The following is a 22374-nucleotide window of genomic DNA, read 5'->3' as shown; positions in this document are numbered from 1 at the left end:
CGCGGTCGCCCACGCTGGTTACGCAAATAGTCCACAAAGATGCGCCCCTTGCGGCGCGCCTTCGGCAACGCGGCCGTAAAGTGAGAGGGATCGCTCGGAAACGCGGCGCATGGCGCCCGCTGCTTTCGGCTGGTGACGCCATGACCGATGCGATCGCGGTTCATGATGCACGGTTGCGCTTCGGCCAGACGGTGGCGTTGGACGGCGTCTCGATTTCGATCCCGCGGGGTACATGCTTCGGCATCGTCGGCGAATCCGGATCCGGCAAGACGACGCTGACGCGTGCCGTGCTCGGCCTGCAGCGACTGGACGCTGGCGAAATCCGCATCCTTGACACACGCCGTTGCAGCAGGGGCGTGCCGCGCTCAAGCAGCGCGCCCTCATTGTCCAACCGATCTGCCAGGATCCAGCCGCCTCGTTGTCGCCACGCAGCCGCATCCGCACACTGATGAACGAGGTCGGCACTGTGTTGAAAGAACCGCATGCGGCGACGCATGAGCGTCTGCTTGTCATCCTGAAGCGACTCGGCCTGCCGGACAGTATCATCGACAATATCCGCATGAAATCAGCGGCGGGCAGGCGAGGCGGGTGGCGATAGCGCGCGCCCTTTTGATGAAGCCCTCCATCCTGATCGCGGACGAGCCGACCGCCGGCCTTGACGTTTCCGTCCAGGGCGACCTGCTCAACCTCTTGCAGGACATCAGGCGCGTGCAGAACATCACGCTTGTCGTCATCAGCCACAAATCTGGCAGTGGTACGGCTGATCGCCGAGAACGCCGTCGTGATGCGGGCCGGCAGGGTGGTGGACATCGGCGAGGCCGCGTCTCTGTTCCAGTCGCCGCGCGATGCCTATACCCGAGAACTGCTGGCAGCGTGGCCGAGTGTTCATCCTTTAGGTCGGTCTGGGTGAGCCGCCGCTGGTTGGCGACATTGCCTGAAAATTCAACGGATAGCGCAGTTGCGCCTGCTGGACGCCGCCTTCGTTCTTCGGCACCGCCAAGCCGCCCTTGCCGATGCCGGAGCGGTTTGGTCCATCGACAAATCGCCCGGGCCACCATCTGGCCGGGGTCTGCCCTGGTCGCGGTCACAATGCCGTCGTCCAGCGCTTTGAGCTCCGTATAGGCGAGTTGGTGCTGTGCGATGCGCGCAGATGGCCTCAGTCGCCTGAACCTGAGCTTGCGCGCTCCGCAGTGACTTCAGTGCGTCATCATACTGCGAATGCGTGGCGAAGCCCTTGCCGAGGAGGAGCCGAAACCTTTCTTCCTGGGCAGCAGCCTGAGCAAGCGCGGCCTTGGCCGCGTCGAGGTCCGCCGCGGTGGCGGTGACCTTGTTCTGGTAATCGACGGCGCTGAGTTCCGCGAGCTTCTGGCCCTTCTTGACCGTTGCGCCGGCGTCGGCATCGCATGAGACGAGCCGCCCCCAACCTCGAAGCCAACCTGGCTAACATAGCGCGATTGGAGGCGGCCGGCGCCTTACGTCACCAGCACGAACTTGTAGGGCGGCGTGACCACCACCACGCGGGCCGTTCGTGGCGCCGCCGGCGCCCCGGCCTCCTTTTGTGAACAACCGGCAAGACAAAGGCCGGCGATACCGGCCAAAAGGAAATGACGCGACGACAGGCGCCACTGGCAGAAGTCCGCGGCGCTTCACGGGCGCGTGCTAGGCCGTGAACTCATAAATTCAAACGGCGATGATGTTTGGATTGCAAACAAAGCTCGGCATTGACGAGTTTGCTACTTGCATGATTGATTGGAGCACCGCCATTTCAACCCGGTTGCCGGGTAGGAGGCGCCGCAAAGCCCTCGTGCAGCGGAAATCCCCTCTTCAGCGTACCGAAGACGAACAGGTTTTCATCCATACCCGGGGAACGCTTGAGCCTCGCCAAGGTTCATTGGGATTGCACCAAGCGGAGCGGTTCCATTCAAGGATTAAACATAAGGCTGTCGGCGCAAGCCGATGCAAAGGCGCAGGCGGCGGATGCGCTCTATCGCTACAACGTTGCGGCAACGGCCGTGGACGACCGTGCCGCCATTGGAGCCGAGCTGTGCGACGACGCCGGAAAGGTGTTAGGCGGCCTGTGGGGGCGGACGGAAATGGGCCTTCTCTTCCTCGACATGTTTTTCCTGCCCGAGCATTTGCGGGGGCAATCCCACGGCACGCGGCTCCTCGCCTTGGTCGAAGCGGAGGCAAAGCGCCGTGGCTGCAGCGGGGCGGTGGTGGAGACGAGCAGCTTCCAAGCGCCGGGTTTCTACACCAGACATGGCTACCAGGAGTTCGGCAGGGTTGATTTCGGGGTCGGCGGACACGTCCGCATCTTCCTGCACAGGCATTTGGCTTGAGCGCGGTGCGCAAGCGCCCGGACCGCACCCTCATGGCGGCGACAAGCAATTCCAGGAAACGTGAAATGGTGTCCGCCCGAAATGTCGTCAAGACAACAGCTAAGCACGAGAGCTGTGTAGCTTTAAAACGCTTGATCCGCATTTTACCAGCGGCCGCGCGGTGCTCCCACCCGGCCGCGATGTCTGAGCTGGTCTGGTCAGGGTGGCCGAGGATAGAGGGTGGTAGTGGTAAGCCGGACAGGGCGTGAGCGGGGCGAAGATTCCGCCGGGCTCGCGAGCCCTTCAGACGCTGTGGTGTCCGAGGTCGGTCGGCTAGTGCGATATGCTGGTCTTCGGCGCCCGGTGCGATCAGGGCGACAAGCAGAATAGGGCGGGTCGTCGGGTCCTGCTTCAGCCGGGCACACAGCGCGGCGACTGGAAGGCCGTCGGGACGACAGTGCAGGATGATCGAGCAGTTTAACGCGTCTAGTCTAGGCGCGGGGCTTATCGCGTTAGGGAACCGAGACCGTGCGGTTTTCCGAGGTATAGCCGTCCCCGAAGCGAAGGCCGATCGCGTACTCAAGACCCTTCGCGGTGGCGCTAGTTCCTAGCTAAGCAGCGCCGGTACTGAAATGACATCCCGCAACCACCCGAATCCGCTCCGTCTTCCCCGCGGATCGGCATTTCCGCGCCTCAAACAGATCGCGCGAGTCGCTGGGCGACGCACTTGGCCAACGACTATGCGCCGGCTATGGCCGCGGAAAATACGTGGACTGTCTTTTCGACCAGAAGGGATCGGTAGAAATCAGCAGCCAGCAACGCCGCGTCGTTGGGTTGGAGCGAAGGTGGCTCAATCAGCTTGGCACGCGCCACGTCATCCAGCGCGCTCATGAGTCGGATGAGCGCAACAGCGCAACAGCGTCGTCGAAACCATCTTCCCCTCCCGGCCAAGAAGCCGGGATTCCTCGCGCAGCAAGATAGTTCCTCCTTTGCCGTCAGCCCCCTTCGGGTGCGCCGTCGATCGCCTTCGGCCGGACGATCGCCATCGAAGCCGCATGGTGCGGGCTCGAGCAGAACCAAGGAGAACTACCATGGCCACCGTCGGCACCTTCAAGAAGACTGGCACCAACGAGTTCACCGGTGTAATCGTCACTCTTTCGGTCCAGGCCAAGAACGTTCGCGTCGTCCCCGACAGCCGCGCCAGCGGCGAGAATGCTCCGACCCACCGGCTCTTCGTTGGCCGAGCCGAGATCGGCGCAGCCTGGAACAAGCAGTCCAACGAGGGACGTCCGTACCTGGGCTTCAGGCTCGACGATCCCTCGTTCACGGGCCCCATCTACGCCAACCTTGTAGAGGGCGAGGACGGGGAGAGCTACAGCCTTATCTGGTCCCGCCCGACCCGCCGCAACGGCGACTCAGGTTTTCACTTTCCCGCCCGGCTGGTCCTGGCGGATGCTTCCTGCATTCGGCATGGCGAACCACTTCGCGGCGAACACGGCCAACCGCCTCAACCAAGAGCGTCGCGCGCAACGTGAACAAGACCGTAAGGCATTCGACAAGATCGAGCGCGCCATTGCGGGGATCATGGCCGCGATCGAGGACGGGCTTACCAACCTTCGATGAAAGCGAGAATGGAAGACCTGGAGAGGCAGAAGGCGGAGACCGCCGAGCGTCTGGCGGTGGCGCCCACTGACGTGCCTGACCTGCATCCCAGCACCGCCACTCTCTACCGCAGGCGGGTAGAGCAGTTTACGCAAGCGCTCGCCGACCACGAGGACGGACGTCCAGCCGCCGAGGCACTGCGCTCGTTGATCGGAGAGATCGTCCTCACTCCCGGCGACAAGCGCGGGGAGGTCCATGCCGAGCTACGCCGCGAGCTGTTCGGCATCCTCGAATTCGCTAATCCTGACCAAAATCAAAAGCCTGTCGATCTTATGACAAAAGGGGCTGCAGGTCCGTGATTTGAACCTACGATTTTGCCAACAAGCCTGAAAACGGAGAGCAATCGATCAGGCTAGCGGATTTCCGAATAACACGCCTTACTATCCCTTTCTGCGACCGATCGATCTGACGTCTATCCCGGCTCCAGCACGAGCATATCTTGCGAGGCATGGACCAAGATCATGATCTCGGCAGGATTGAAGAAGGCCACGCATCCTCCGGACTGCTATTTTCCGCAGGAGCACAACTGGCGCTATTCCTGACCCATAGCGAGCGCTACCCGCAGTGGTTGTGAAATCGCACAAACGGGTCTTGCGCCAAGTGCCTGACAGAGCGATTCTGCGCCTTGCAAGCGCTCTCGCGCGCCAAGCGGCCCGCGAAGATCACGAGGGTGAACAGGCCGACAAGATACATCATGAATCGAACCGCGATCTACGCACGCTTCTCAACCGATCTTCAGAATGAGCGATCGATAGACGACCAACTCGCGCTATGCCGGACGTATGCCGAGCGTGAGGGGTTGAACGTTGTCGCAACGTTCGAAGACCGAGCTCGCTCCGGCGGCTCCGTCATGGGCCGTGACGGTTTGTTACAACTGATGGACAAAGCTCGTGAGCACGAATTTGATGTGCTCGTCGTGGAGGCACTTGATCGCCTTTCTCGCGACATGGAAGACCTTGCGGGCATTCACAAGCGCCTTTCATTTCTTGGCATCGAAATTCGTGCTGTCCACGAGGGCGTGGTGAACACGGTCTTGGTCGGGCTTCGCGGTCTCGTTGGGCAACTCTATCGAGAGGACATCGCTCACAAGGTTCGGAGAGGCCAAGCGGGCCGAATCAGCAAGGGACTCCATGCCGATGGATTGACTTACGGCTACTCGTACGTGCTGGGCGACCCTGGAAAGCGCCTTATCATGGAGGAGGAAGCGGATATCGTGCGTCGTGTTTTCAAGGAGTACGTCGACGGACAGACACCGCGTGATATCGCCCACAATCTAAATAGAGACCGCATACCGCCGCCTCGTGGGCGAGCCTGGAATGCCTCTACTATCAATGGAAATGGGCAGAGAGGGACGGGGCTCCTTCACAATGAGCTTTATGCAGGCCGCTTGATCTGGAACAGGGTCAGGATGATCAAGGATCCTGATACAGGGAAACGTGTCTCGCGTCCGAATCCCAAAGGTGAATGGCGGATAGTTGAAGTTCCCGATCTTGCCATTGTTTCGCCCGACCTGTTCGACGCAGCACACGCGCGGAAGAAGGCGCGCGCAATCACCCATCCAAGCCATCAGCGCCGACCACGGCATATGTTGGCGGGGCTTCTGAGGTGCGGTGCCTGTGGTGCGGGAATGTCGTCAAAAGGCATGGACAATTCCAAGCGCGTTCGTATCCGCTGTTCCGCTGCGACAGAAAGCGGAACATGCGCTGATCCTAAGACCTTTTATTTGGATACCGTCGAAGCTGCAGTTCTGAACGGGCTTACCACCGAGCTGCGCCACCCTGAAGTGATTGCCCAGTACGTCCAGACGTACCACGAAGAACGGAAGCGCTTGGCAGCCGACACCGATGCCAGGCGCACTCGTTTGGAGCGACGGCTTGGAGAACTATCTCGGGAGATCGAGCGGCTGGTCAACGCTATTGCCAAGGGCCACGGCGACCCAGCCGTACTGGGACCGCAATCAACAACGCTGCATGAAGAGTGTAAGTCCATTTTGGCAGAGTTGGATCAGGTGCCCACCGCGGCCGGAGTGGTCGCGCTGCATCCTGCGGTGCTGGCACGCTACGAGGAACAACTGAACCAGCTTCAGGCAGGGCTTGCCAAGGGTATTGCTAGCGGTGATTCCGAATCTGCAGAGGCGATGCGGGACCTGATCGAGACCGTCACGGTGTTTCGAGATCCGTCGAAGATCGGCGGGGTTGAAGTCGAAATCGCTGGGCGGCTAACGGCCCTCTTGGGCGAGGGTGCTTTCCCCCACGGTGTCAAAGGAGTGGGGGGAATGGTGGTAGCGGGAGAGGGAAAAGCTCCGCTGTGATCTAAGCTATTGATTTCGTTGTCCCGTTCTGACCGGAGAGGTACCATGAAGGTACCGGCCTACGCAATCGCATTTACTTACTTCTTTTGCTCAAGGAACTGATCAAGCGCCCAATTTCCAAGGTCATTTTCCCTTTTCGAGCGACATACCTTGTAGCCGTCTACCCGAGGGTTCTCTCCATATGGGCAGGATTTTTTCTCCACAAGCCACCAGTCCAGGACCTTCTCTCCCTGTTCGGCGATAGGGAGGCTGGCTACCTTTGCCCGCATTGAGTCGTCCATTCTCAAGAATGCTCTCTGACCCTCATCATCAAGAGCAGTCCAAGTTTCTGCGTATTGGCTCTTGACCTGCCAGCGTTCAGAAAGCGAACCCGTTAGAATGTCGAAAGCGAATGGAATGATGAAAAACAAAAGCAAATATGCACCGCCTACGGTCAGCCCACATGCAATGACCCATGCAGCGATATTCCCCCCCAAATTAGTTTGCTTCATTGCTGTTGACGCGTGGCTCATATCGATACCGTTATCGCGCCTAGCATGCGTTATGTTTGCTGCCAATTTGTGCAAAGGAACTTCAGTTCCATCCTTCGTCGCATGGCTTTCAGTTGCTGTTCGTACGGCCCCGGCGAATTTTAGGGCCGCCTGCTTCGGCATGATATTCTTGAATGTTCTCTCAAAGATACCGTGAGGTGTCTCGCATTTGATCCAGATTTCTCCCAAAAATATTCCTTTCGAGCCGAAGATACCTCGTATCCGGTCAAAGGACGCGACCACTGTTTGCGAGGAGTTCCCGCCGCTTGACGTTATCATAATAACGCGTCGGTCTGTTAGGCTTACGAGCCAGGTTCCGCTACCGGCCACGCCTAAGCACATTTGAAGCAAGCCCTCACCTGGGAGTAATTGCGTGGCCAAAAAAGGCAACTCTCTGCGCGAGGAGAGCCGCCAATCACCAGAGGCAATGGCAATTGCTTGGATATGTTCGCGCAATTCGTTCGGTGTATCATTTTGTGGGTCGTACTTCGTGGTAGTTGCCATAGTGCACCCCCCGGCGTGTGGCTGCTACTTTCGCTACGATGACCATAATCTACATTCGAGAATGCGCAATCGATGAATGTGACTCTTAGTCCGTGGGCTTATCGTCGTCGCCGAAGCTTCGTCGCGCGTTATGGAAAACGTGCGGGACATCTTGGCAACCAATCTGCGACTGGCTCGCCAGCGGGTGGGGATTTCGCAGGAGGACTTGGCGGACTTGGCCGCATCAGATCGCACTTACGTTTCCGGAATCGAACGTGGCGTGAGAAATCCGACAATCACGGTCGTTGCCAGATTCGCGGCGGCGCTGAAAACCACCAGCGCTATGCTGCTCACGAAGGACGCTTACCTTCCCGGCAAGCAGGGCAATTCTGAGTAAGGCTGCTATACAGCAATTGAATGGAGTACCTGATACCGCTTGAGCGTCCGGGCAACTGATGTTGGGTGCCATCGTCCCCCGCCGAAAGCTTTAATGTCGTGGTCATTGAGATAATAACTGACCGATCTGATCGAGGCACCTTCCTCCTGAAGCCGAGCTAAGTCCGGGCCGATCTGCAAAGCGAAGGCGTCCGCGTTGACGGCATGAACTTCCGCTAGTGCGGCACCGTTCGCACCCAACCGCGTACCGCGAGCTTTGGCAGCGGCTAGAGCGACTTTCGTCCGCTGACTGATCCGTCGTGCTTCCTCCTCGGCCATCGCTGCGTAGACGTGCAGCATGAACCTGTCCGCCTGCGGCATGTCCAGAGCGATGAACGCCACGCCGGATTCCATCATCCCGGAAACGAAGAAAACGTTTCTCGCGAGCCGATCTAGCTTCGCGATAAGGAGGGTTGCCTTGTGCTTCCGGCAATACGAGAGGGCGCGTTCCAGTTCCGGGCGGTCGGCCTTTCGCCCGCTTTCGATTTCGACAAACTCCCCTGCAATCTCAACTCCCTGTCGGGAGCAAAAGTCATGGACGGCGGCACGTTGGGCGTCCAATCCCAAACCGCTTTCTCCTTGCTTCGCGGTCGATACGCGAAAGTAAGCTGCAAATTTGTTATGTTGCTGGCTAGCGGCGATTTCCATCCGATGCTCCTGTTGGAATCGATTATTAGCAGCCGTATCACGCAAACGAACGTTTGCTTGTGTACAGATAGTCATTTTTTTGAGTATGTATAGGTTTGAGAGGTATTTATTCGATGTGTCGGCTTGCGGCTCGATAAGCCTCCTCAAAACCGTTCTAAGTGTATGATATTAAAATGAAATCTCGTTTTTATGCTGCTGCTTAGAGCGCGACGTATCGAAAGAAAAAGGGCTTTATGGCTTAAGATACTGATTTTTAACAACTAAATGGCGAATCTGTTATGCAATTTTGCGGTATAGCTCCCATCAGGTATAGAAGTTCATCTGCGTAGCTCGGAACATAATAGATTAGCACATGTCACCCTCTTCGGACGATGAGCGATTGCTCAAACGGATTTGGCAATTGTCGGATGCCGGTCAGACTGAATGCCAGTTGGAGTTTGCTGAGGTCGCGATACTTTTACTGATCCATTTCGAGCCCAAGGCCGCCGATGGATTTGTTCGTATGAAGTACGACGACATAGGTAGGCGCATCGGCCGCAAAAGTGGCACAGTTTTGAAAGCGTTGAAAAGCCTAGTAGTGGAGCGCCGGCTGTTGGAAGAGCAGGGGGTGCAGGGAAAACCGCACCGCTTCCGGATTCGCTATGCAGAGCCCCCTCGTCAGAGAGTGAGGAAGTTGAGGATCAGGGGGCAGTCCTCTTGAGACAATCTGTGATATTCATTTCTTTGAATGGCTTCTCGCGCGCGCGATTCTTGCTATGGCGAGAAATTGATTGTAAGCGATTGTAAGAATAGTAGAAGTTTAAATATTTGTATATCACAGATTCCGGCTGCAAAATATACGCAATGAACGAGCGAAGCGAGTGAATGTAGTATATTTTGTGCTGGGTCATTGCTCCGCTGTCGCTTCGCTTTGACGATACGTTATGTTCTTCCTTTAAAATTTTTGGAGAAATTTTCTGACAATAGCGGGATAGGGGGGTGGGGCCGCGATTTTCGGTGAAAGTTTTGACTTCACCATTTAGCTTGACTTGATGGCATATTGATCGCGGTAGATGAAACGACAGTCCGCAAATATGGGCATTTGGAGCGCCGTAGACGCGCGTTTCAGGGTTCGGTAGTACGAAGGGCCCTGCGCACCGTTCGTGCCCGTTGGCGGCTTCTGAAATGGTCGTGGGTGCTGGTTTTCCCCTTGTTGAGGAATTCAAGCGAGAGTCCGGGATACTTGACCTTTGAAATATGCTTGAAAAGGACATCGATACTCGGGCCGTTTCCGTAGCGCTGGTCCATCGATTTTCGTTTCTGCCATCCGTTGATCGCTTCACGAAACTCGACGGGCACATCCGCAGCGCGCAAGGCGTCGTTGAAGTTGTTCCGCAAGCTATGGAACACTTGGCGCCGCGATTCCCAGATACCGGCGGCCTTAAGATTGGTCCGAAACCGCTTCGAGTAGACATCGGAAGGTTTCTCGCCCGCGCCGGCCGTCGCCTCAGGAAACAATCTGCCTCCCGGTCGCTTATCGAGCCATTCAAAAAAACCGCTTTGTTCGAAGATCGGATGAAGCGGAATGTTCCGAATAGCGCTTTTGCTTTTGACACGCTTTCTGACGCCTTCCGAGTAGTCGCCGTGCTCCTCGTCAGTGACATGCAAATATCTCACGCCGGTTTCCGTTATGCCGAAATCTGCCTTCTCAAGCTGCAGGATTTCGTTCATGCGCATTCCCGTCCAGAGCGAGATAATTGGTGCCCAATATCGATGACGCTTGATGATATTTGGTCCTGGCTTGTGGCAACCGTGTTGGTCGTCAACGCAACCGTTGAATAGCGGTAGCGCAAAAAGTCGATTGAGTTCGACGATTGAAAACGTCTGGTAGGTGGCTTCTTTCGAAAGATGCTTCTTACGTTGCTCGCGCGGGATGGATATGGCTATCCCCAGCCACGGATTGCTGGTTAGCCACTGCTCATTCAAGGCAAAATCGAATACGAATTTGATGACCTGCAGATGCTTTTGGGCTTCAGTCCATCTGTTGGCTGGTGCGCCGGTAGCCTCCTCGTGTTGAGCGGCTGCGTCGGTCAAGCTACACCCTTTATGATGCTGTGTGGCATGCGATGGAATGCGAGGCAGAAAATCGGCGACCTTTCTGGCGTCGTCGCGGGTAATCACGCCCAACTCGACGTTCGTTCCCAACTGCTCTTCCAGAACACGGAAGGGAAGTCGATATTGGGCGGCACGTGACTTCGTGACCATCCCTTCCCGCTGCGCCATGAATGCAGATTTCAGATCGGTGAGAGTCTTGCCGGTGACTGCAGAAGGCAAGTGTCTCGGCTGCGCGATGTGGGCGCTTGCTGCGTCCAACACGCAATAATCGATTCTAGGCGGGGAGCCGGTTGCCCATGATCGATAGCGACGATTGGTGAGCGCCAAATCAGCCCGCTCAATCAATCGGCAAAAACACTGAAAGCCGGGATGTTTCGTTAGCTCATCCGGCCATCCAGACGCATTCAGTTGATCTGCCTTCGACCGCGATAGCACGCCGTGTTCAACCAGCAATTCAAGCGCGCGAGGGTCCGTGGTGCGCATTGTCCCGGACGCTTCTCTCATTGCTTGCTGGCAATCTTCTGCCGCTGCGTCCAACAGTTCGTTGTAATCGGGGTCGTCGGGGTCGAGCAAATAGGCGCCCGTTTGCTGGTTCTCCTGATCGCGCTTGTTGAAATACCAGAGGGCGATTTGCTGTGCCCGCGTCGTGTCGAGATTGAGGGCCGATGGTTCGTTGATAGTGGCACAGTCGCGGTGCGCGTAAAGGTCTTCCAACTTCCGCAATTCGGTATTGGTTCTAACCGCAAAGAGGCCGGCACGATCCTTAGCTGTCTTTGCGTTGGAGTGAGATATGCGCTCAATCCAAGCCGTCTTCCCTGCAAGTCCGACAAGGTGTTTCGGCACGTTGCGTTTGAGCTTCAGTTCGGAGCCGGTGCCGACGAGGTATAGGGGTTTCGCCATGTCTTCCATTCTCGTAATGTACCGGCAAAAGGTACCGGGGGCGAGAACGGAATCTTTTTGAAATCAAATGCTTATAATCAGATCAATCCCTTAGGTGGGGATTGGTAGCGGGAGAGGGACTTGAACCCCCGACCCCAGGATTATGATTCCCGTGCTCTAACCAACTGAGCTACCCCGCCAGGGTGGCAAATGGCCCGAAAAACCGTCCTGGATGGATGGGTGTTTCAAGGCGTTCGCCAAGGTCGCGCGGATATAAGGTTGCGAGGGTGAGCGTGTCAAGCTTCGAAGCGGCCGACATGCCGGCATAATCCGGCCGGCATAATCTCATCCCAGAAAAGCTTTGCCGGACAGACACTCAAGGCATGTCCCGGGGTTGAGTTCGGCGGGGCACGTCGCTATGTCTCGGCCATGAAATTCTAGAGTTTGAGCGAATGAAGCCGCGCATCGCCGTCCTCGGTTGCGGATACTGGGGCAGCAACCATATCCGCACCCTCAAGGCGCTTGGCGCGCTCCATGCCGTTTCCGACGTCAACCGCGCCCGCGCCGAAGGTTTCGCCAGCGAGCAGGACTGCCTGGCGATCGAGCCGGACAGGCTGTTCGAGCGAACCGATATCGACGCCATCGTCATGGCGCTACCGCCGCAATTCCATGCCGACACCGCGGTGCGCGCGGTCGAAAGCGGCAAGGACGTGCTGGTGGAAAAGCCGATCGCGCTGACGGTCACGGATGCAGAGCGCGCGGTGAAGGCGGCTAAAGACAATGGCCGCGTGTTCATGGTCGGCCATGTGCTGCGCTTTCATCCGGCTTTCGAGACACTGAAGGCGCTGATCGACAATGGCGAGCTCGGCGAAGTGCGCTACATCCACTCGCACCGGCTCGGCCTCGGCAAGTTCCATACCGAAAACGATGCGTTGTGGGACCTTGCGCCGCACGATTTGTCGATGATCCTCGCCATCACCGGTACCGAGCCGATCGAAGTGAGGGGCGAGGGAGCGGCGCTGCTCGACAACCTCAGCGACTTCGCCCATTTGCACATGCGCTTCCCGAACGGCCTGCGCAGCCATCTCTTCGCCTCGCGCCTCAATCCCTATCGCGAGCGGCGGCTGACGGTCGTCGGCACCAAGGCGATGGCGGTGTTCGACGACGTCGAGCCCTGGGAGCGCAAACTTGCCGTCTACCGCCACGCGGTCTGGCAGGACAGCGGCCAGTGGGCCTTCACCGCCAATGAGCCTGCCTACGTGCCGGTTGGCGAGGGCATGCCGCTGACGCGCGAGCTTGCCCATTTCATGCAGTGCATCGAGACTCGCGCCGAGCCGCGCACCGATGGCGAGGAAGCGATCAGAGTGCTGCGCATCCTGACCGCCGGCACGGTGATCCACACCGGTTCGTCCGCCTGAGGCGTCTGGAAACGGCGGCGATAAGACTGAGAAACTTATTCGGCTGGGATCTGCGCCGGCCTTGCGGCAAGCCTGGACAACATAGCCTCGGCTTCCGCGCCTCGTTCCGAGCGCTCGATGAAGCCGCCGCCGAGCACCCGCGCCTCGTTGCCGTCGTCGGAATAAAGCACGCAGGCCTGGCCCGGCGCGATGCCCGACTCGCCGTCGGTCAGTTCGACGGAGGTCACGCTGTCGCGGTGATGCAGCACGGCCGGACGCGGCGGCCTGGTCGAGCGGACTTTGGCGAAAAGCTCGATCCCGCCGGCCGGAACGTCCGACAGCGGTCCATCGCCCAGCCAGTTCATGTTGCGCAGATAGATCTTGTGCGTCTCCAGCGCCTCGCGCGGGCCGACGATGACGCGCGCCCGGTCGGCGTCGAGATGGACGACATAAAGCGGCTCGCCGGACGCGATGCCGATGCCGCGACGCTGTCCGATCGTGTAGCGCAGAATGCCTTCGTGGCGGCCGAGCACGCGGCCGTCGATATGCACGATGTCGCCCGGATTGGCGGCGGCCGGCTTCAGCTTGGCGATGATGTCGGAATACTTGCCCTGCGGCACGAAGCAGATGTCCTGGCTGTCCTGCTTGGCGGCGACAGTTAGGCCCATCTCCTCGGCAATGGCGCGGACCTGCGGCTTCGACAGGCCGCCGAGCGGGAAGCGCAGATAATCGATCTGCGCCTGCGTGGTGGCGAACAGGAAATAACTCTGGTCGCGGTCGGCGTCGACCGGACGGTAGAGCGCTCGATGCGCGCCGTTGGCGCGCGAACGGATATAGTGGCCGGTGGCCAAGGCGTCGGCGCCGAGATCCTGGGCGGTGGCCAGAAGATCGGCGAACTTCACCGTCTGGTTGCAGGACACGCAAGGGATCGGCGTCTCGCCGGCGACATAGCTCTCGGCAAACGGATCGATGACCGCCTTGCGGAAACGCTCCTCATAGTCGAGCACGTAATGCGGGATGCCGAGCGTCTCGGAAACGCGGCGGGCATCGTCGATGTCCTGGCCGGCGCAGCACGAACCGGCACGGTGCGTGGCCGCGCCGTGGTCGTAAAGCTGCAGCGTCACGCCGACGACGTCATAGCCTTCGCGCTTCAGAATGCCCGCGACGACAGACGAATCGACGCCGCCCGACATCGCGACGACGACGCGGGTTTCTTCGGGGCGGCGGGGAAGATCGAGGCTGTTCATGGTGCTTTCACTGTGCGGCGCTCAATGCCAATGACCGGAATATAGGTCAAGCCCCACGTGTGCGCCAGCTTGCGGCGCAAGACGAGCCTACCGGCAAAACCAAGGCCTGGGGGCCGGTGTTTCAAATTCTAAACGAAATCCTAACCAGGCGTTCATGATCCTTACCTAGTGATTAGGGTTCGCTTAGGCAATTTTTAAAGCTGTGGCGGTACTGTGGCGGGGATTGGGTCTTTGAGTTTTTAGTAGAGAGTACGATGACCGATCTGGTTAGACCTAGAGTCAAGTATGTTATTGGGCCTGACGGCAGCCCTCTTACGATTGCAGATCTGCCGCCGACGAACACTCGGCGCTGGGTTATCCGGCGCAAGGCGGAAGTGGTCGCCGCGGTACGCGGCGGCCTGCTCAGCCTTGAGGAAGCCTGCCAGCGCTACAAGCTCACAACCGAAGAATTTCTCTCCTGGCAGGCATCGATCGACGAATACGGCCTTGCCGGGCTGCGCACCACGCGGATCCAGCAATACCGCCACTAGGCCAGACAGCTATTAAACGTAAGGGCGCGGAACACCGCGCCCTTTCGCTTTTTGAAGCGGCCTTCCACTCAAACAGTCAGCACGACCTTGCCGATGGGTCGGGTCGCAAGGAAGGCATGGGCGGCCGCCGCCTGATCGAGCGGGAAAGCTTTGGCCACGTGCGGCATCAGCTTTTTGGCGTCGACCAGCCTGGCGAGTTCGACAAGGCCCTCGCGATCGGGCACCACGGACATGCGCTCGACGCGGACACCGCGCGCCTTGGCCTTCGCCCTGGTGGCGTCGTGAACGTTGAGCAGCGACACCAGCACGCCACCATCACGCACCACCTTCAGCGACTCGTCGACATGGTCGCCGCCGATGGGGTCCAGCACAAGATCGACGTTGCCGACCTGTTCGACGAAGTTGCCTTTGGTGTAGTCGACGACGTCATCGGCGCCGAGCGAACGGACGAAGTCGAGCTTGTTCGGGCTGGCTGTAGCGATGACATAAGCGCCGTGCGCCTTGGCGATCTGGACCGCCAGATGGCCGACACCGCCGGCACCGGCGTGAACCAGCACGCGTTGTCCGGCCTGCAGGCCGCCATGGCGCACGAGGCCTTGCCAGGCCGTCAGTCCGGCCAGCGGCAAGGCCGCAGCCTGCGCATGGTCGATGGCGGCGGGCTTCGCGGTGATCTCGTCCGCCGGCGCCGCGGCGAGCTCGGCATAGGCTCCAGCCTGTTTGGGGAAATGCGGCATGCCGAACACCTCGTCGCCGACCTTGAAGGCGGTCACGCCGGGACCGAGCGCCGCGACGGTCCCCGAAATGTCCCAGCCCAGGATGAAAGGCGGTTCGTCAAGCAACGGATAGAAACCGCCGCGCACGGCGCCGTCGACCGGATTGATGCCCGCCGCCTTGACGCGGACGAGCACTCCACCGGGTCTGGGCGCCGGGTCGGGCTGCTCGGCCACGAAAAGGACCTCGGGTCCGCCGACGGAAGTCTGGATAACGGCACGCATGAACGTCTCCTGTTCGATGAATGTGCCGCTATCATTTGGATAGTAATATTCGATTGTCGAGTATGTACCTTTTCTATATATAGGTACCTCATGGATAGTGAAGACAGATCGCCATTCGGCTATGACGCGTTCCGACGCACCTGCCCGTCGCATACGGTGCTGGAGATGCTGGCCAGCAAATGGGTTTATCTCACGGTCTGCGCGTTGCGGCGCGGGCGGCTGCGCAATGGCGAGTTGGCGCGCAAGCTGGAAGGCATCACGCCCAAGATGCTGACGCAGACGCTGCGCGTGCTGGAGCGCGACGGCCTCGTGCGGCGCGAGGTGTTTGCGGTCATCCCGCCGCGCGTGGAATATGAACTGACGGAACTTGGCCAGAATCTGGCGGGGCTGCTTAGCCAGATACGCTCCTGGGCGGAAGAGCATGCGCCGGAAATCAAGGATGCCCGGACCCGGGCATCGGCCGATCATGGCGAGATGGGCGCTGTGCCGTGAAGACGGCGAGTCCGATTTCTGCCGATTGCCGGTTCTGAAGATGCCGGAGATATCTCCGGCATGATTGCAAATATGGCCAGGCGATCAGCCGATCATGGCGCTGCGGCCGCCAATTTCGGTTTCGCGGATCTTGGTGTCTCGCGATTCCAGCATCTCAGCCTTGGACAGCTCCGCTTCAGCTTCGCCGAGTAATGATTCGGCGGTGCTTCGCTGCTGGGCGAGGTCGCTTTGTGAGTTCCTGAGGTTGTCGCGGCGCAGGCGAGCCGCCTTGGCGAAGGTCGGATAGGCGAAATGGTTGATGTCGGTGATGCCGGCTTTTTTCTCTTCGGCGATGATCTGCGCTTCCAGCTCGACGGCCATGCGCTCGAACTCGGCGATCATCATGTCCAGCTGCAAGAGCTGGCGCCGCTTCTCATTCACCTGAAACTGCTTCAGTCGAACGAGGTTTTCACGTGACTTCATGATTCGATACTCCGCAAACGCACACCTGCAATACCGCCCAGTCCGCCCGGAACGACCCAAGCGCCGCCCGTTTCCCCCGGCTTTCCCTGGGCTATGGGAAACAAAGCCCTAAAGATTTTTGCCGACGGTAACCATTCGTTTACGGGCATTGTTAATCATACGAGCGAGGACTTAAGGCCGGGTAAAAATTCCGGCTGCGGCGGGAAGCCCGGGCCAGCGAGTCTCTGGAGTCACTTAGGCTGACTTATTAATGTGGTGCATTAGCGATTTTGGTCTGTGATTCGTTATTAGATTCAAGTGGGTGTAGAAAGGGGTTAAAAAATCTGGTATCGTGGATGACACGAAATTAGGATTTGTTAACCAGTCGGTGGCACCTTCTGTTCAGGCAATCACTGCTCCGGTCCCGGACGGGTCGTGACACGGTCCGGCAGCAGAAAAGGGGAATGAAATGCGTGTTCTGCTGATTGAAGATGACAGTGCAACCGCACAGAGCATCGAACTGATGCTGAAATCGGAAAGCTTCAACGTCTATACGACCGATCTCGGTGAAGAAGGTGTCGATCTCGGCAAGCTCTACGATTACGACATCATCCTTCTGGATCTCAATCTCCCCGACATGTCGGGCTATGAAGTCCTGCGGACGCTGCGCCTCTCCAAGGTCAAGACACCGATCCTGATCCTCTCCGGCATGGCCGGTATCGAGGACAAGGTGCGCGGCCTGGGCTTTGGCGCCGACGACTATATGACCAAGCCCTTCCACAAGGACGAGCTGGTGGCGCGCATCCATGCGATCGTGCGCCGCTCCAAGGGCCATGCCCAGTCGGTCATCACCACGGGCGACCTGGTGGTCAATCTCGACGCCAAGACGGTCGAGGTCGGCGGCCAGCGCGTGCACCTGACCGGCAAGGAATACCAGATGCTGGAGCTGCTCTCGCTGCGCAAGGGCACCACGCTCACCAAGGAAATGTTCCTCAACCATCTCTATGGCGGCATGGACGAGCCGGAGCTGAAGATCATCGACGTCTTCATCTGCAAGCTGCGCAAGAAACTCGACGCGGCGTCCGGCGGCCAGAACTACATCGAGACGGTGTGGGGCCGCGGCTATGTGCTGCGCGAGCCCGAAGACATCCGCGTCAGCGCGTAAACGATCCAAGTGATTCGAACGAAAACCCGGCTCAGGCCGGGTTTTTTGTTTGAAAACGGCGAATCAGGCGGCTATCTTCAGGACGCGGAAGCTTTCGAGCAGTTGCGCACGGTTGAAGGGCTTCAGCAGATAGCCCTGGGCGCCGGCGCGCTTGGCGCGCATGATCGCAGCCACATCGACTTCAACCAGCGAGATCAGGATCTGCGGCCGGGCAGGGCTTTCGATGGCGCGGATACGGCGAATGAGGTCGACCGCCTGGATGTCGGCAAGACCACCGTCGATGACGATGACATCGGGCATCTCGCCGGCGCAAATCTCGGCAGCCTCGACCCCGGTCGAGGCCTCGACGACAATCATGTCCGAGCCGCCAAGAATGCGTTTTGCGACCTTCCTGATGACGCTCGAATCATCGACGAACAGGCAGCGCTTCATATCCGGGGTCCTCTTTGCCATCTGCCGAACCGGCAACTTCCGGCAACCGGAAAGCACCATAGGCCAATCTGGTAAAGAAGCCGAAAAGCCGTTAGGTAAAGTTTTTCCAAACGAGCGTCTCGCGCCGTTTTGACGCGCAGCGCCGTTACATGCATTGCGGCCGGCATTGCTCGACCTGCACTGCCAGCACAAATATTAGCAATGCAATATACTTCGGCTCTTCTTATGCAGCCGTCAACACGATCTCGTCGGCGGTCGCGTGGATCGAGATCGTCATATTGGCCTCGCGCGCCAGAAGCAGCGTATAGTAAGGCTGGACCGAATGGGCGTCGATCGGCTCCTCCGGCTTGTGGCCGGAATGCAGTTCGAGGAATTTCGGCGGCACGCGCAGCATCGGGCCACCGGCCGCCAGCGAAAAACGCGGCTCGGTTTCGAGACTTTCCAGCGTGACCACCAGCTTGCCGCCGCGCGGTATGGCGGCGTTGGCGACGAGAATGAGGTTAAGCAGCAGCTTGACCTTGTTCTTGGGCAAGAGCGCTCGGGGGCCGTTCCACACCAGTTCCGGCTTTTCGTTCTTCAGGAAAGCGATGGCCACGGCCTCGGCATCGCCGGTGTCGATCATCATGCCGGCGGAACCCGCGGCGCCGAAGGCGATGCGGGCAAACTGCAATCGCGCCGAGGCGTTCTTGGCGCTCTGGCGAATGAGCTTCATGGCGTCTTCGTCGGCCCCGCCTTCGTCGAGCAGCTCAAGGCCGTTGTTGATTGCGCCCACCGGCGAAATGATGTCGTGGCAGACACGGCTGCAAAGCAGCGCAGCGAGATCTGGCGCGGAAAGAGTGAAAAGCTCGGCCATCGGCGAAATCCCTGCTTAAGTCATTTGTTCATGGCCGAGCGACCGTTTTCGCGCCTGCCCACACGAATCACGCTCTTTTCCAAGGCTTTCTGAATACACAGGGCCTGAGCGCGCATCAACAAATCCAAAATTGCCGACAGCGAAAATGGTGTGTTCGCGGGGGAAACCCGCCGCCGGGGCGCAAGCGCAGCCTTCGAACCGCCATCTTCGTGTGGGAGCTTAATGGTTGAAAAAGGATTACGGCATAGTTTGCCCGTGATAGCCACCCCGAACGGCCGGCAAGAGCCGCAGGGGTGCGAGGCGTCGGCGAAAGTGCTCCCTGACGGAGATTGGAAGCATGTTTTCCCGATACTACGACCGGACGTTCGTCCGTGTCCTCGCCATGACCATCACGCTCCTGGGGGCTCTTGTCCTTTCGACCGCTGCGTCACGGGCCCAACAGTACACCGCTCAGGAGATCGTCGATTCCGGTCATAAATTCTTCGGCGAGACGTCCGGCGGCCTGGCCACCGTCGTCGAGAAGATCTTTGCCTCCTACGGCCTGCCCAACGGCTACCTGCTGGGCGAGGAAGGATCCGGCGCCCTGATCGGCGGCCTGACCTATGGCGAGGGGACGCTCTACACCAAGAACGCCGGCGACCATAAGGTGTTCTGGCAAGGTCCGTCGCTCGGCTGGGATTTCGGCGGCGAGGGATCGCGGGTGATGATGCTGGTCTACAACCTCGACGACATCAGCAGCCTCTATAACCGCTTCGGCGGCGTTGCCGGCTCCGCCTATGTCATTGCGGGCGTCGGTTTCAACGTATTGCAGAGCAACCGGGTGCTGATTGTGCCGATCCGTACCGGCGTAGGTGCCCGTCTCGGGGTCAATCTCGGTTATCTGAAGCTCACCGAAAGGCCGACCTGGAACCCGTTCTGATCGGATTGCGCTCGCTGCAATCGCTCGGACAGTGCTGATCGCGCTGCGGCAAACTCTTGCCGCGGCGTTGAATTTCCGCCATGCCAAGGTGGCATAATCCAGCGATTGCCGCTCCGTAAAGTGGATAGCACGCCTTGGTCCAGTCGGTTCTGTTCTTCGTACTCGGTTTCCTTTGCGCCGTTTTTCTGGTGTCGCTGGTCGCGCCGGCGGTCTGGCGGCGGGCCGTCGTCCTGACGCGCAGGCGCCTCGAGGCTTCGCTGCCGCTGACGCCAGCCGAAATCCAGGCGGACAAGGACCGGGTCCGTGCGGAATATGCCATGACGACGCGCCGGCTGGAGATAACCGTCAAGAACCTTCAGGAGAAGGCGGCCGAACAACTGGTGGAGATCGGTCGCGGGCGCGAGGCCTTGAAGGGACTGGCGGTCGAAAGGAAGGACAAGAACCAGGCGCTCTCCGATCTGCAGGCAAAGAATGCGGAGCTCAGGCAGCGCGAGGAGGATCTGCACCGGCTGTCGGAAAAGCACGTACAGACGGAGCGGGCGCTGGAAAAACGCGCGCTGGAGTTGCAGAAGCTCGAGCAGATGTATGACGACGCCAGCTTCTCGTCCTCGAACCGCCAGATCGAACTGGTTGCCCGCGAATCGGAGCTGGAAAAGCTCGCCAGCGACATTGCGTTGCTCAAGGGCCAGCGCAAGGAGGCGGACCGGCGCAATCAGGAGATCGCGTTGGAAAGCAAGGCCGCGCGCGAAGCGTTGAAGGCGGAGAAGAAGAAAACGGCCGAGCTCGACAAGAAGGTCGAGCGGCTGCTTGCCACGCTTGCCGACCGCGAGGAAAAGCTCGACCGGCGCGAGAAGGACCTCGCTCGAATGCGCGAACGTTCGAAGGAGAGCGCCGCGAACGGCGTCGCGCAGCTGGCTGCCGGCACGGATACGAAAGGCGACAATGTCGACAAGGCGATCGCCAGGCTCGAGGGCGACCGGGAACGGCTGGAGGCAAGGCTGACGGCGCTGGCGCGCGAGAACAAGCGGCTGAAAACCGATCTTGCAGCCTCCGGGACGGCAATGCCCGAAGCGGCGGGCGACGCGCGCTCCGGCGCCGGCCTTCGCGAACAAATGAACGAGCTGGCCGCCGAGGTGGTCAATCTGACGATGAAGCTGGACGGGCCGGACTCGCCTATCGCCAAGGCCCTGGCGGGTGAGGGGCAGCAAAATGGGCGCGGCGTCAGCCTGGCCGACCGGGTGAGGGCTTTGCAGAAGGCCGGCTCGGCCAACTGAACGACACGACCGCCGTTATTCAGCCTATGCGTCGCCGGCTTTCGAAAAGCGATGCAGGGCTATTGCCGACGCGGCGGCGACGTTCAGGCTGTCGAAACCTTCCGCCATTGCGATCCTCACCGTTTGCAGCCGGGCAAGCAGATGCCGGGGCAGGCCTTCGCCTTCGGTGCCGAGATAGAGCGCCAGGCGCGCCGAGCGCTCCGCGGCGCGGATGTCGATATTTCCGCGTGGCGAGAGCGCGAACTGGCTGAAGCCGAGCCGATCGAGCGTCGCGGTGAAGGTTCCGGTATCGCCGAAGGTGGCGAAGGGAACCTTCAGCGCCGCGCCGACCGAAACACGGATTGCCTTGCGGTACAGTGGATCGCAGCACGTCCGGTCGAGCAGTACCGCGCCCGCGCCGAAGGCGGCCGCATTGCGGAAGATCGCCCCCATATTGTCGTGATTGGATATGCCGACCAGGACGACGGCCAATGCGCGACCGGGCAAGGTCTCCACCAGAGTCTCGGCGGGCGCCGGATCGCCACGCATGCCGATTGCCAGGATGCCGCGATGCATGTGGAAACCGGCGATCCGGTCCATGACCTCACCCGCGGCGACATAGACCGGAAACTCGGGAGGCGCCTTGCGCAAGATCTCCTGCACGCCCGCCAGCCTGTTTTCGAGGATCAGGGCCGATTCGGCGGCGAAGCGCCCAGTCGACAACAGGAGGTCCAGCACCACCTTGCCTTCGGCGACGAAGCGGCCATGCCGGCCGGCGAGATCGCGCTCGCGGATATCGAGATAGGCAGCGACGCGCGGGTCCTGAGGATCGTCGATGGGGATGAGGTTCATGCAAATCTCGCCGGCAAAAAATGCCAGCGAGGTAAGCGGCTTTGGATGGCGCGGGTCAAGCCCCGGCGCGGCGCAGCCGATAGGCCATCTGGGAGAGGTCGCCGTCGCCGAAAATGCCTTCCAGCATGCGCAGCAATTCGCGCACCGCCTCGGATTTGCAGGAATAGTAAATCATCTGGCGGTCGCGCCGGGTTTCGACAAGATCGAGCGCCCTCAGCTTGGCGAGATGCTGCGACAGCGCGGATTGGCTGAGTTGCACCTTCTCGGCGATGGCGCCGACCGACATTTCATCGTCGATCAGATGGGCCACGATCAGCAAGCGCTTTTCGTTGCCCATGAGGGTGAGAAAGGCGGCCGCCGATTCCGCATTGGCGATTAGCTTATTTGAGATCATAGATCCCCCAAGGGTCTTGGCTCATCCAGGCGCCAGGGGGCAAT

At 59.6% G+C, this 22374-nt stretch carries 22 protein-coding genes, 1 tRNA gene and 1 pseudogene; 13 read left to right on the top strand and 11 right to left on the bottom strand.

Features of this window, described 5'->3' with window-relative positions:
- Window positions 1-140 precede the first annotated feature (140 nt).
- From FJW07_RS21950 to FJW07_RS21920, 6 genes and pseudogenes are all read left to right on the top strand, one after another.
- Complete coding sequence (locus tag FJW07_RS21950; protein WP_140645664.1) at window positions 141-449, top strand: ATP-binding cassette domain-containing protein; 309 nt, start codon at window positions 141-143, stop codon at window positions 447-449.
- A 769-nt stretch (window positions 450-1218) separates the two neighbouring features.
- Window positions 1219-1407, top strand: coding sequence for a hypothetical protein (locus FJW07_RS31795; RefSeq protein ID WP_181181649.1), 189 nt, complete (start codon window positions 1219-1221; stop codon window positions 1405-1407).
- A 464-nt stretch (window positions 1408-1871) separates the two neighbouring features.
- Window positions 1872-2339, top strand: a complete 468-nt coding sequence (locus tag FJW07_RS21935) for a GNAT family N-acetyltransferase (RefSeq protein ID WP_246680838.1) — start codon at window positions 1872-1874, stop codon at window positions 2337-2339.
- 1070 nt (window positions 2340-3409) lie between these two features.
- Window positions 3410-3733 (top strand): annotated as a pseudogene (locus FJW07_RS21930) (DUF736 domain-containing protein); the annotation flags it as partial.
- Window positions 3734-3949: 216 nt separating this feature from the next.
- Window positions 3950-4279: a hypothetical protein gene (locus FJW07_RS21925; RefSeq protein ID WP_140858745.1), complete on the top strand. Its 330-nt coding sequence runs from the start codon at window positions 3950-3952 to the stop codon at window positions 4277-4279.
- Window positions 4280-4674: 395 nt separating this feature from the next.
- Window positions 4675-6291 (top strand): recombinase family protein, encoded by a 1617-nt coding sequence (locus tag FJW07_RS21920; RefSeq protein WP_140858744.1) that lies wholly within the window; start codon window positions 4675-4677, stop codon window positions 6289-6291.
- 77 nt (window positions 6292-6368) lie between these two features.
- On the opposite strand, the gene FJW07_RS21915 is transcribed toward FJW07_RS21920, so the two are convergent.
- Window positions 6369-7325, bottom strand: coding sequence for a PH domain-containing protein (locus tag FJW07_RS21915; RefSeq protein WP_140858743.1), 957 nt, complete (start codon window positions 7323-7325; stop codon window positions 6369-6371).
- A 130-nt stretch (window positions 7326-7455) separates the two neighbouring features.
- Between FJW07_RS21915 and FJW07_RS21910 the strand changes: the two genes are divergently transcribed.
- The gene (locus tag FJW07_RS21910; RefSeq protein WP_140858742.1) at window positions 7456-7701 is read left to right on the top strand and encodes a helix-turn-helix transcriptional regulator; all 246 of its coding nucleotides are present in this window, start codon (window positions 7456-7458) and stop codon (window positions 7699-7701) included.
- A gap of 5 nt (window positions 7702-7706) precedes the next feature.
- On the opposite strand, the gene FJW07_RS21905 is transcribed toward FJW07_RS21910, so the two are convergent.
- The 3 genes from FJW07_RS21905 to FJW07_RS21895 all read right to left on the bottom strand — a co-directional run bounded on the left by FJW07_RS21905 (window position 7707) and on the right by FJW07_RS21895 (window position 11560).
- Window positions 7707-8387: a recombinase family protein gene (locus FJW07_RS21905; protein WP_140858741.1), complete on the bottom strand. Its 681-nt coding sequence runs from the start codon at window positions 8385-8387 to the stop codon at window positions 7707-7709.
- Window positions 8388-9491: 1104 nt separating this feature from the next.
- On the bottom strand, window positions 9492-11381 hold the full coding sequence (locus FJW07_RS21900; protein ID WP_181182694.1) for a site-specific integrase: 1890 nt from the start codon (window positions 11379-11381) through the stop codon (window positions 9492-9494).
- A 102-nt stretch (window positions 11382-11483) separates the two neighbouring features.
- Window positions 11484-11560, bottom strand: a tRNA-Met gene (locus tag FJW07_RS21895).
- Window positions 11561-11812: 252 nt separating this feature from the next.
- Here FJW07_RS21895 and FJW07_RS21890 point away from each other — a divergent pair.
- Window positions 11813-12778 (top strand): Gfo/Idh/MocA family oxidoreductase, encoded by a 966-nt coding sequence (locus FJW07_RS21890; RefSeq protein ID WP_140645671.1) that lies wholly within the window; start codon window positions 11813-11815, stop codon window positions 12776-12778.
- 35 nt (window positions 12779-12813) lie between these two features.
- Here the strand turns inward: FJW07_RS21890 and mnmA are convergent, their stop codons facing one another.
- Window positions 12814-14004: a tRNA 2-thiouridine(34) synthase MnmA gene (gene mnmA / locus FJW07_RS21885; RefSeq protein ID WP_140782419.1), complete on the bottom strand. Its 1191-nt coding sequence runs from the start codon at window positions 14002-14004 to the stop codon at window positions 12814-12816.
- Between the two features lie 254 nt (window positions 14005-14258).
- Between mnmA and FJW07_RS21880 the strand changes: the two genes are divergently transcribed.
- Entirely contained in the window at window positions 14259-14534 is a 276-nt protein-coding gene (locus tag FJW07_RS21880; protein WP_006203587.1) for a DUF1153 domain-containing protein, read from the top strand.
- A 68-nt stretch (window positions 14535-14602) separates the two neighbouring features.
- Here the strand turns inward: FJW07_RS21880 and FJW07_RS21875 are convergent, their stop codons facing one another.
- Entirely contained in the window at window positions 14603-15529 is a 927-nt protein-coding gene (locus FJW07_RS21875; RefSeq protein ID WP_140858739.1) for an NADP-dependent oxidoreductase, read from the bottom strand.
- Window positions 15530-15619: 90 nt separating this feature from the next.
- Here FJW07_RS21875 and FJW07_RS21870 point away from each other — a divergent pair, with 90 nt between their 5' ends.
- The gene (locus FJW07_RS21870; RefSeq protein ID WP_140858738.1) at window positions 15620-16021 is read left to right on the top strand and encodes a helix-turn-helix domain-containing protein; all 402 of its coding nucleotides are present in this window, start codon (window positions 15620-15622) and stop codon (window positions 16019-16021) included.
- Window positions 16022-16105: 84 nt separating this feature from the next.
- Here FJW07_RS21870 and FJW07_RS21865 read toward each other — a convergent pair whose 3' ends face one another.
- Window positions 16106-16483 carry a flagellar export protein FliJ gene (locus FJW07_RS21865; protein ID WP_140645772.1) on the bottom strand — a complete coding sequence of 126 codons (378 nt, stop codon included), beginning with the start codon at window positions 16481-16483 and terminating at the stop codon, window positions 16106-16108.
- Window positions 16484-16931: 448 nt separating this feature from the next.
- Between FJW07_RS21865 and ctrA the strand changes: the two genes are divergently transcribed.
- Window positions 16932-17627, top strand: a complete 696-nt coding sequence (gene ctrA, locus FJW07_RS21860; protein WP_006203583.1) for a cell cycle two-component system response regulator CtrA — start codon at window positions 16932-16934, stop codon at window positions 17625-17627.
- 63 nt (window positions 17628-17690) lie between these two features.
- Here the strand turns inward: ctrA and FJW07_RS21855 are convergent, their stop codons facing one another.
- Window positions 17691-18059 (bottom strand): response regulator, encoded by a 369-nt coding sequence (locus FJW07_RS21855; RefSeq protein WP_140858755.1) that lies wholly within the window; start codon window positions 18057-18059, stop codon window positions 17691-17693.
- A gap of 223 nt (window positions 18060-18282) precedes the next feature.
- Window positions 18283-18912: a histidine phosphotransferase family protein gene (locus FJW07_RS21850; RefSeq protein WP_140645675.1), complete on the bottom strand. Its 630-nt coding sequence runs from the start codon at window positions 18910-18912 to the stop codon at window positions 18283-18285.
- Between the two features lie 382 nt (window positions 18913-19294).
- Here FJW07_RS21850 and FJW07_RS21845 point away from each other — a divergent pair, with 382 nt between their 5' ends.
- The gene (locus tag FJW07_RS21845) at window positions 19295-19831 is read left to right on the top strand and encodes an EipA family protein (protein WP_226892233.1); all 537 of its coding nucleotides are present in this window, start codon (window positions 19295-19297) and stop codon (window positions 19829-19831) included.
- Window positions 19832-19965: 134 nt separating this feature from the next.
- Complete coding sequence (locus FJW07_RS21840) at window positions 19966-21105, top strand: hypothetical protein (RefSeq protein ID WP_140653238.1); 1140 nt, start codon at window positions 19966-19968, stop codon at window positions 21103-21105.
- Between the two features lie 24 nt (window positions 21106-21129).
- Here FJW07_RS21840 and FJW07_RS21835 read toward each other — a convergent pair whose 3' ends face one another.
- Entirely contained in the window at window positions 21130-21936 is an 807-nt protein-coding gene (locus FJW07_RS21835) for an RNA methyltransferase (RefSeq protein ID WP_140858737.1), read from the bottom strand.
- Between the two features lie 55 nt (window positions 21937-21991).
- Window positions 21992-22330 carry a metalloregulator ArsR/SmtB family transcription factor gene (locus FJW07_RS21830; RefSeq protein WP_140645679.1) on the bottom strand — a complete coding sequence of 113 codons (339 nt, stop codon included), beginning with the start codon at window positions 22328-22330 and terminating at the stop codon, window positions 21992-21994.
- Window positions 22331-22374 lie beyond the last annotated feature (44 nt).

The organism is Mesorhizobium sp. B3-1-9, assembly GCF_006439595.1.
Taxonomy (GTDB): Bacteria; Pseudomonadota; Alphaproteobacteria; order Rhizobiales; family Rhizobiaceae; genus Mesorhizobium.
This window is presented reverse-complemented; position numbering and strand designations above follow the sequence as displayed.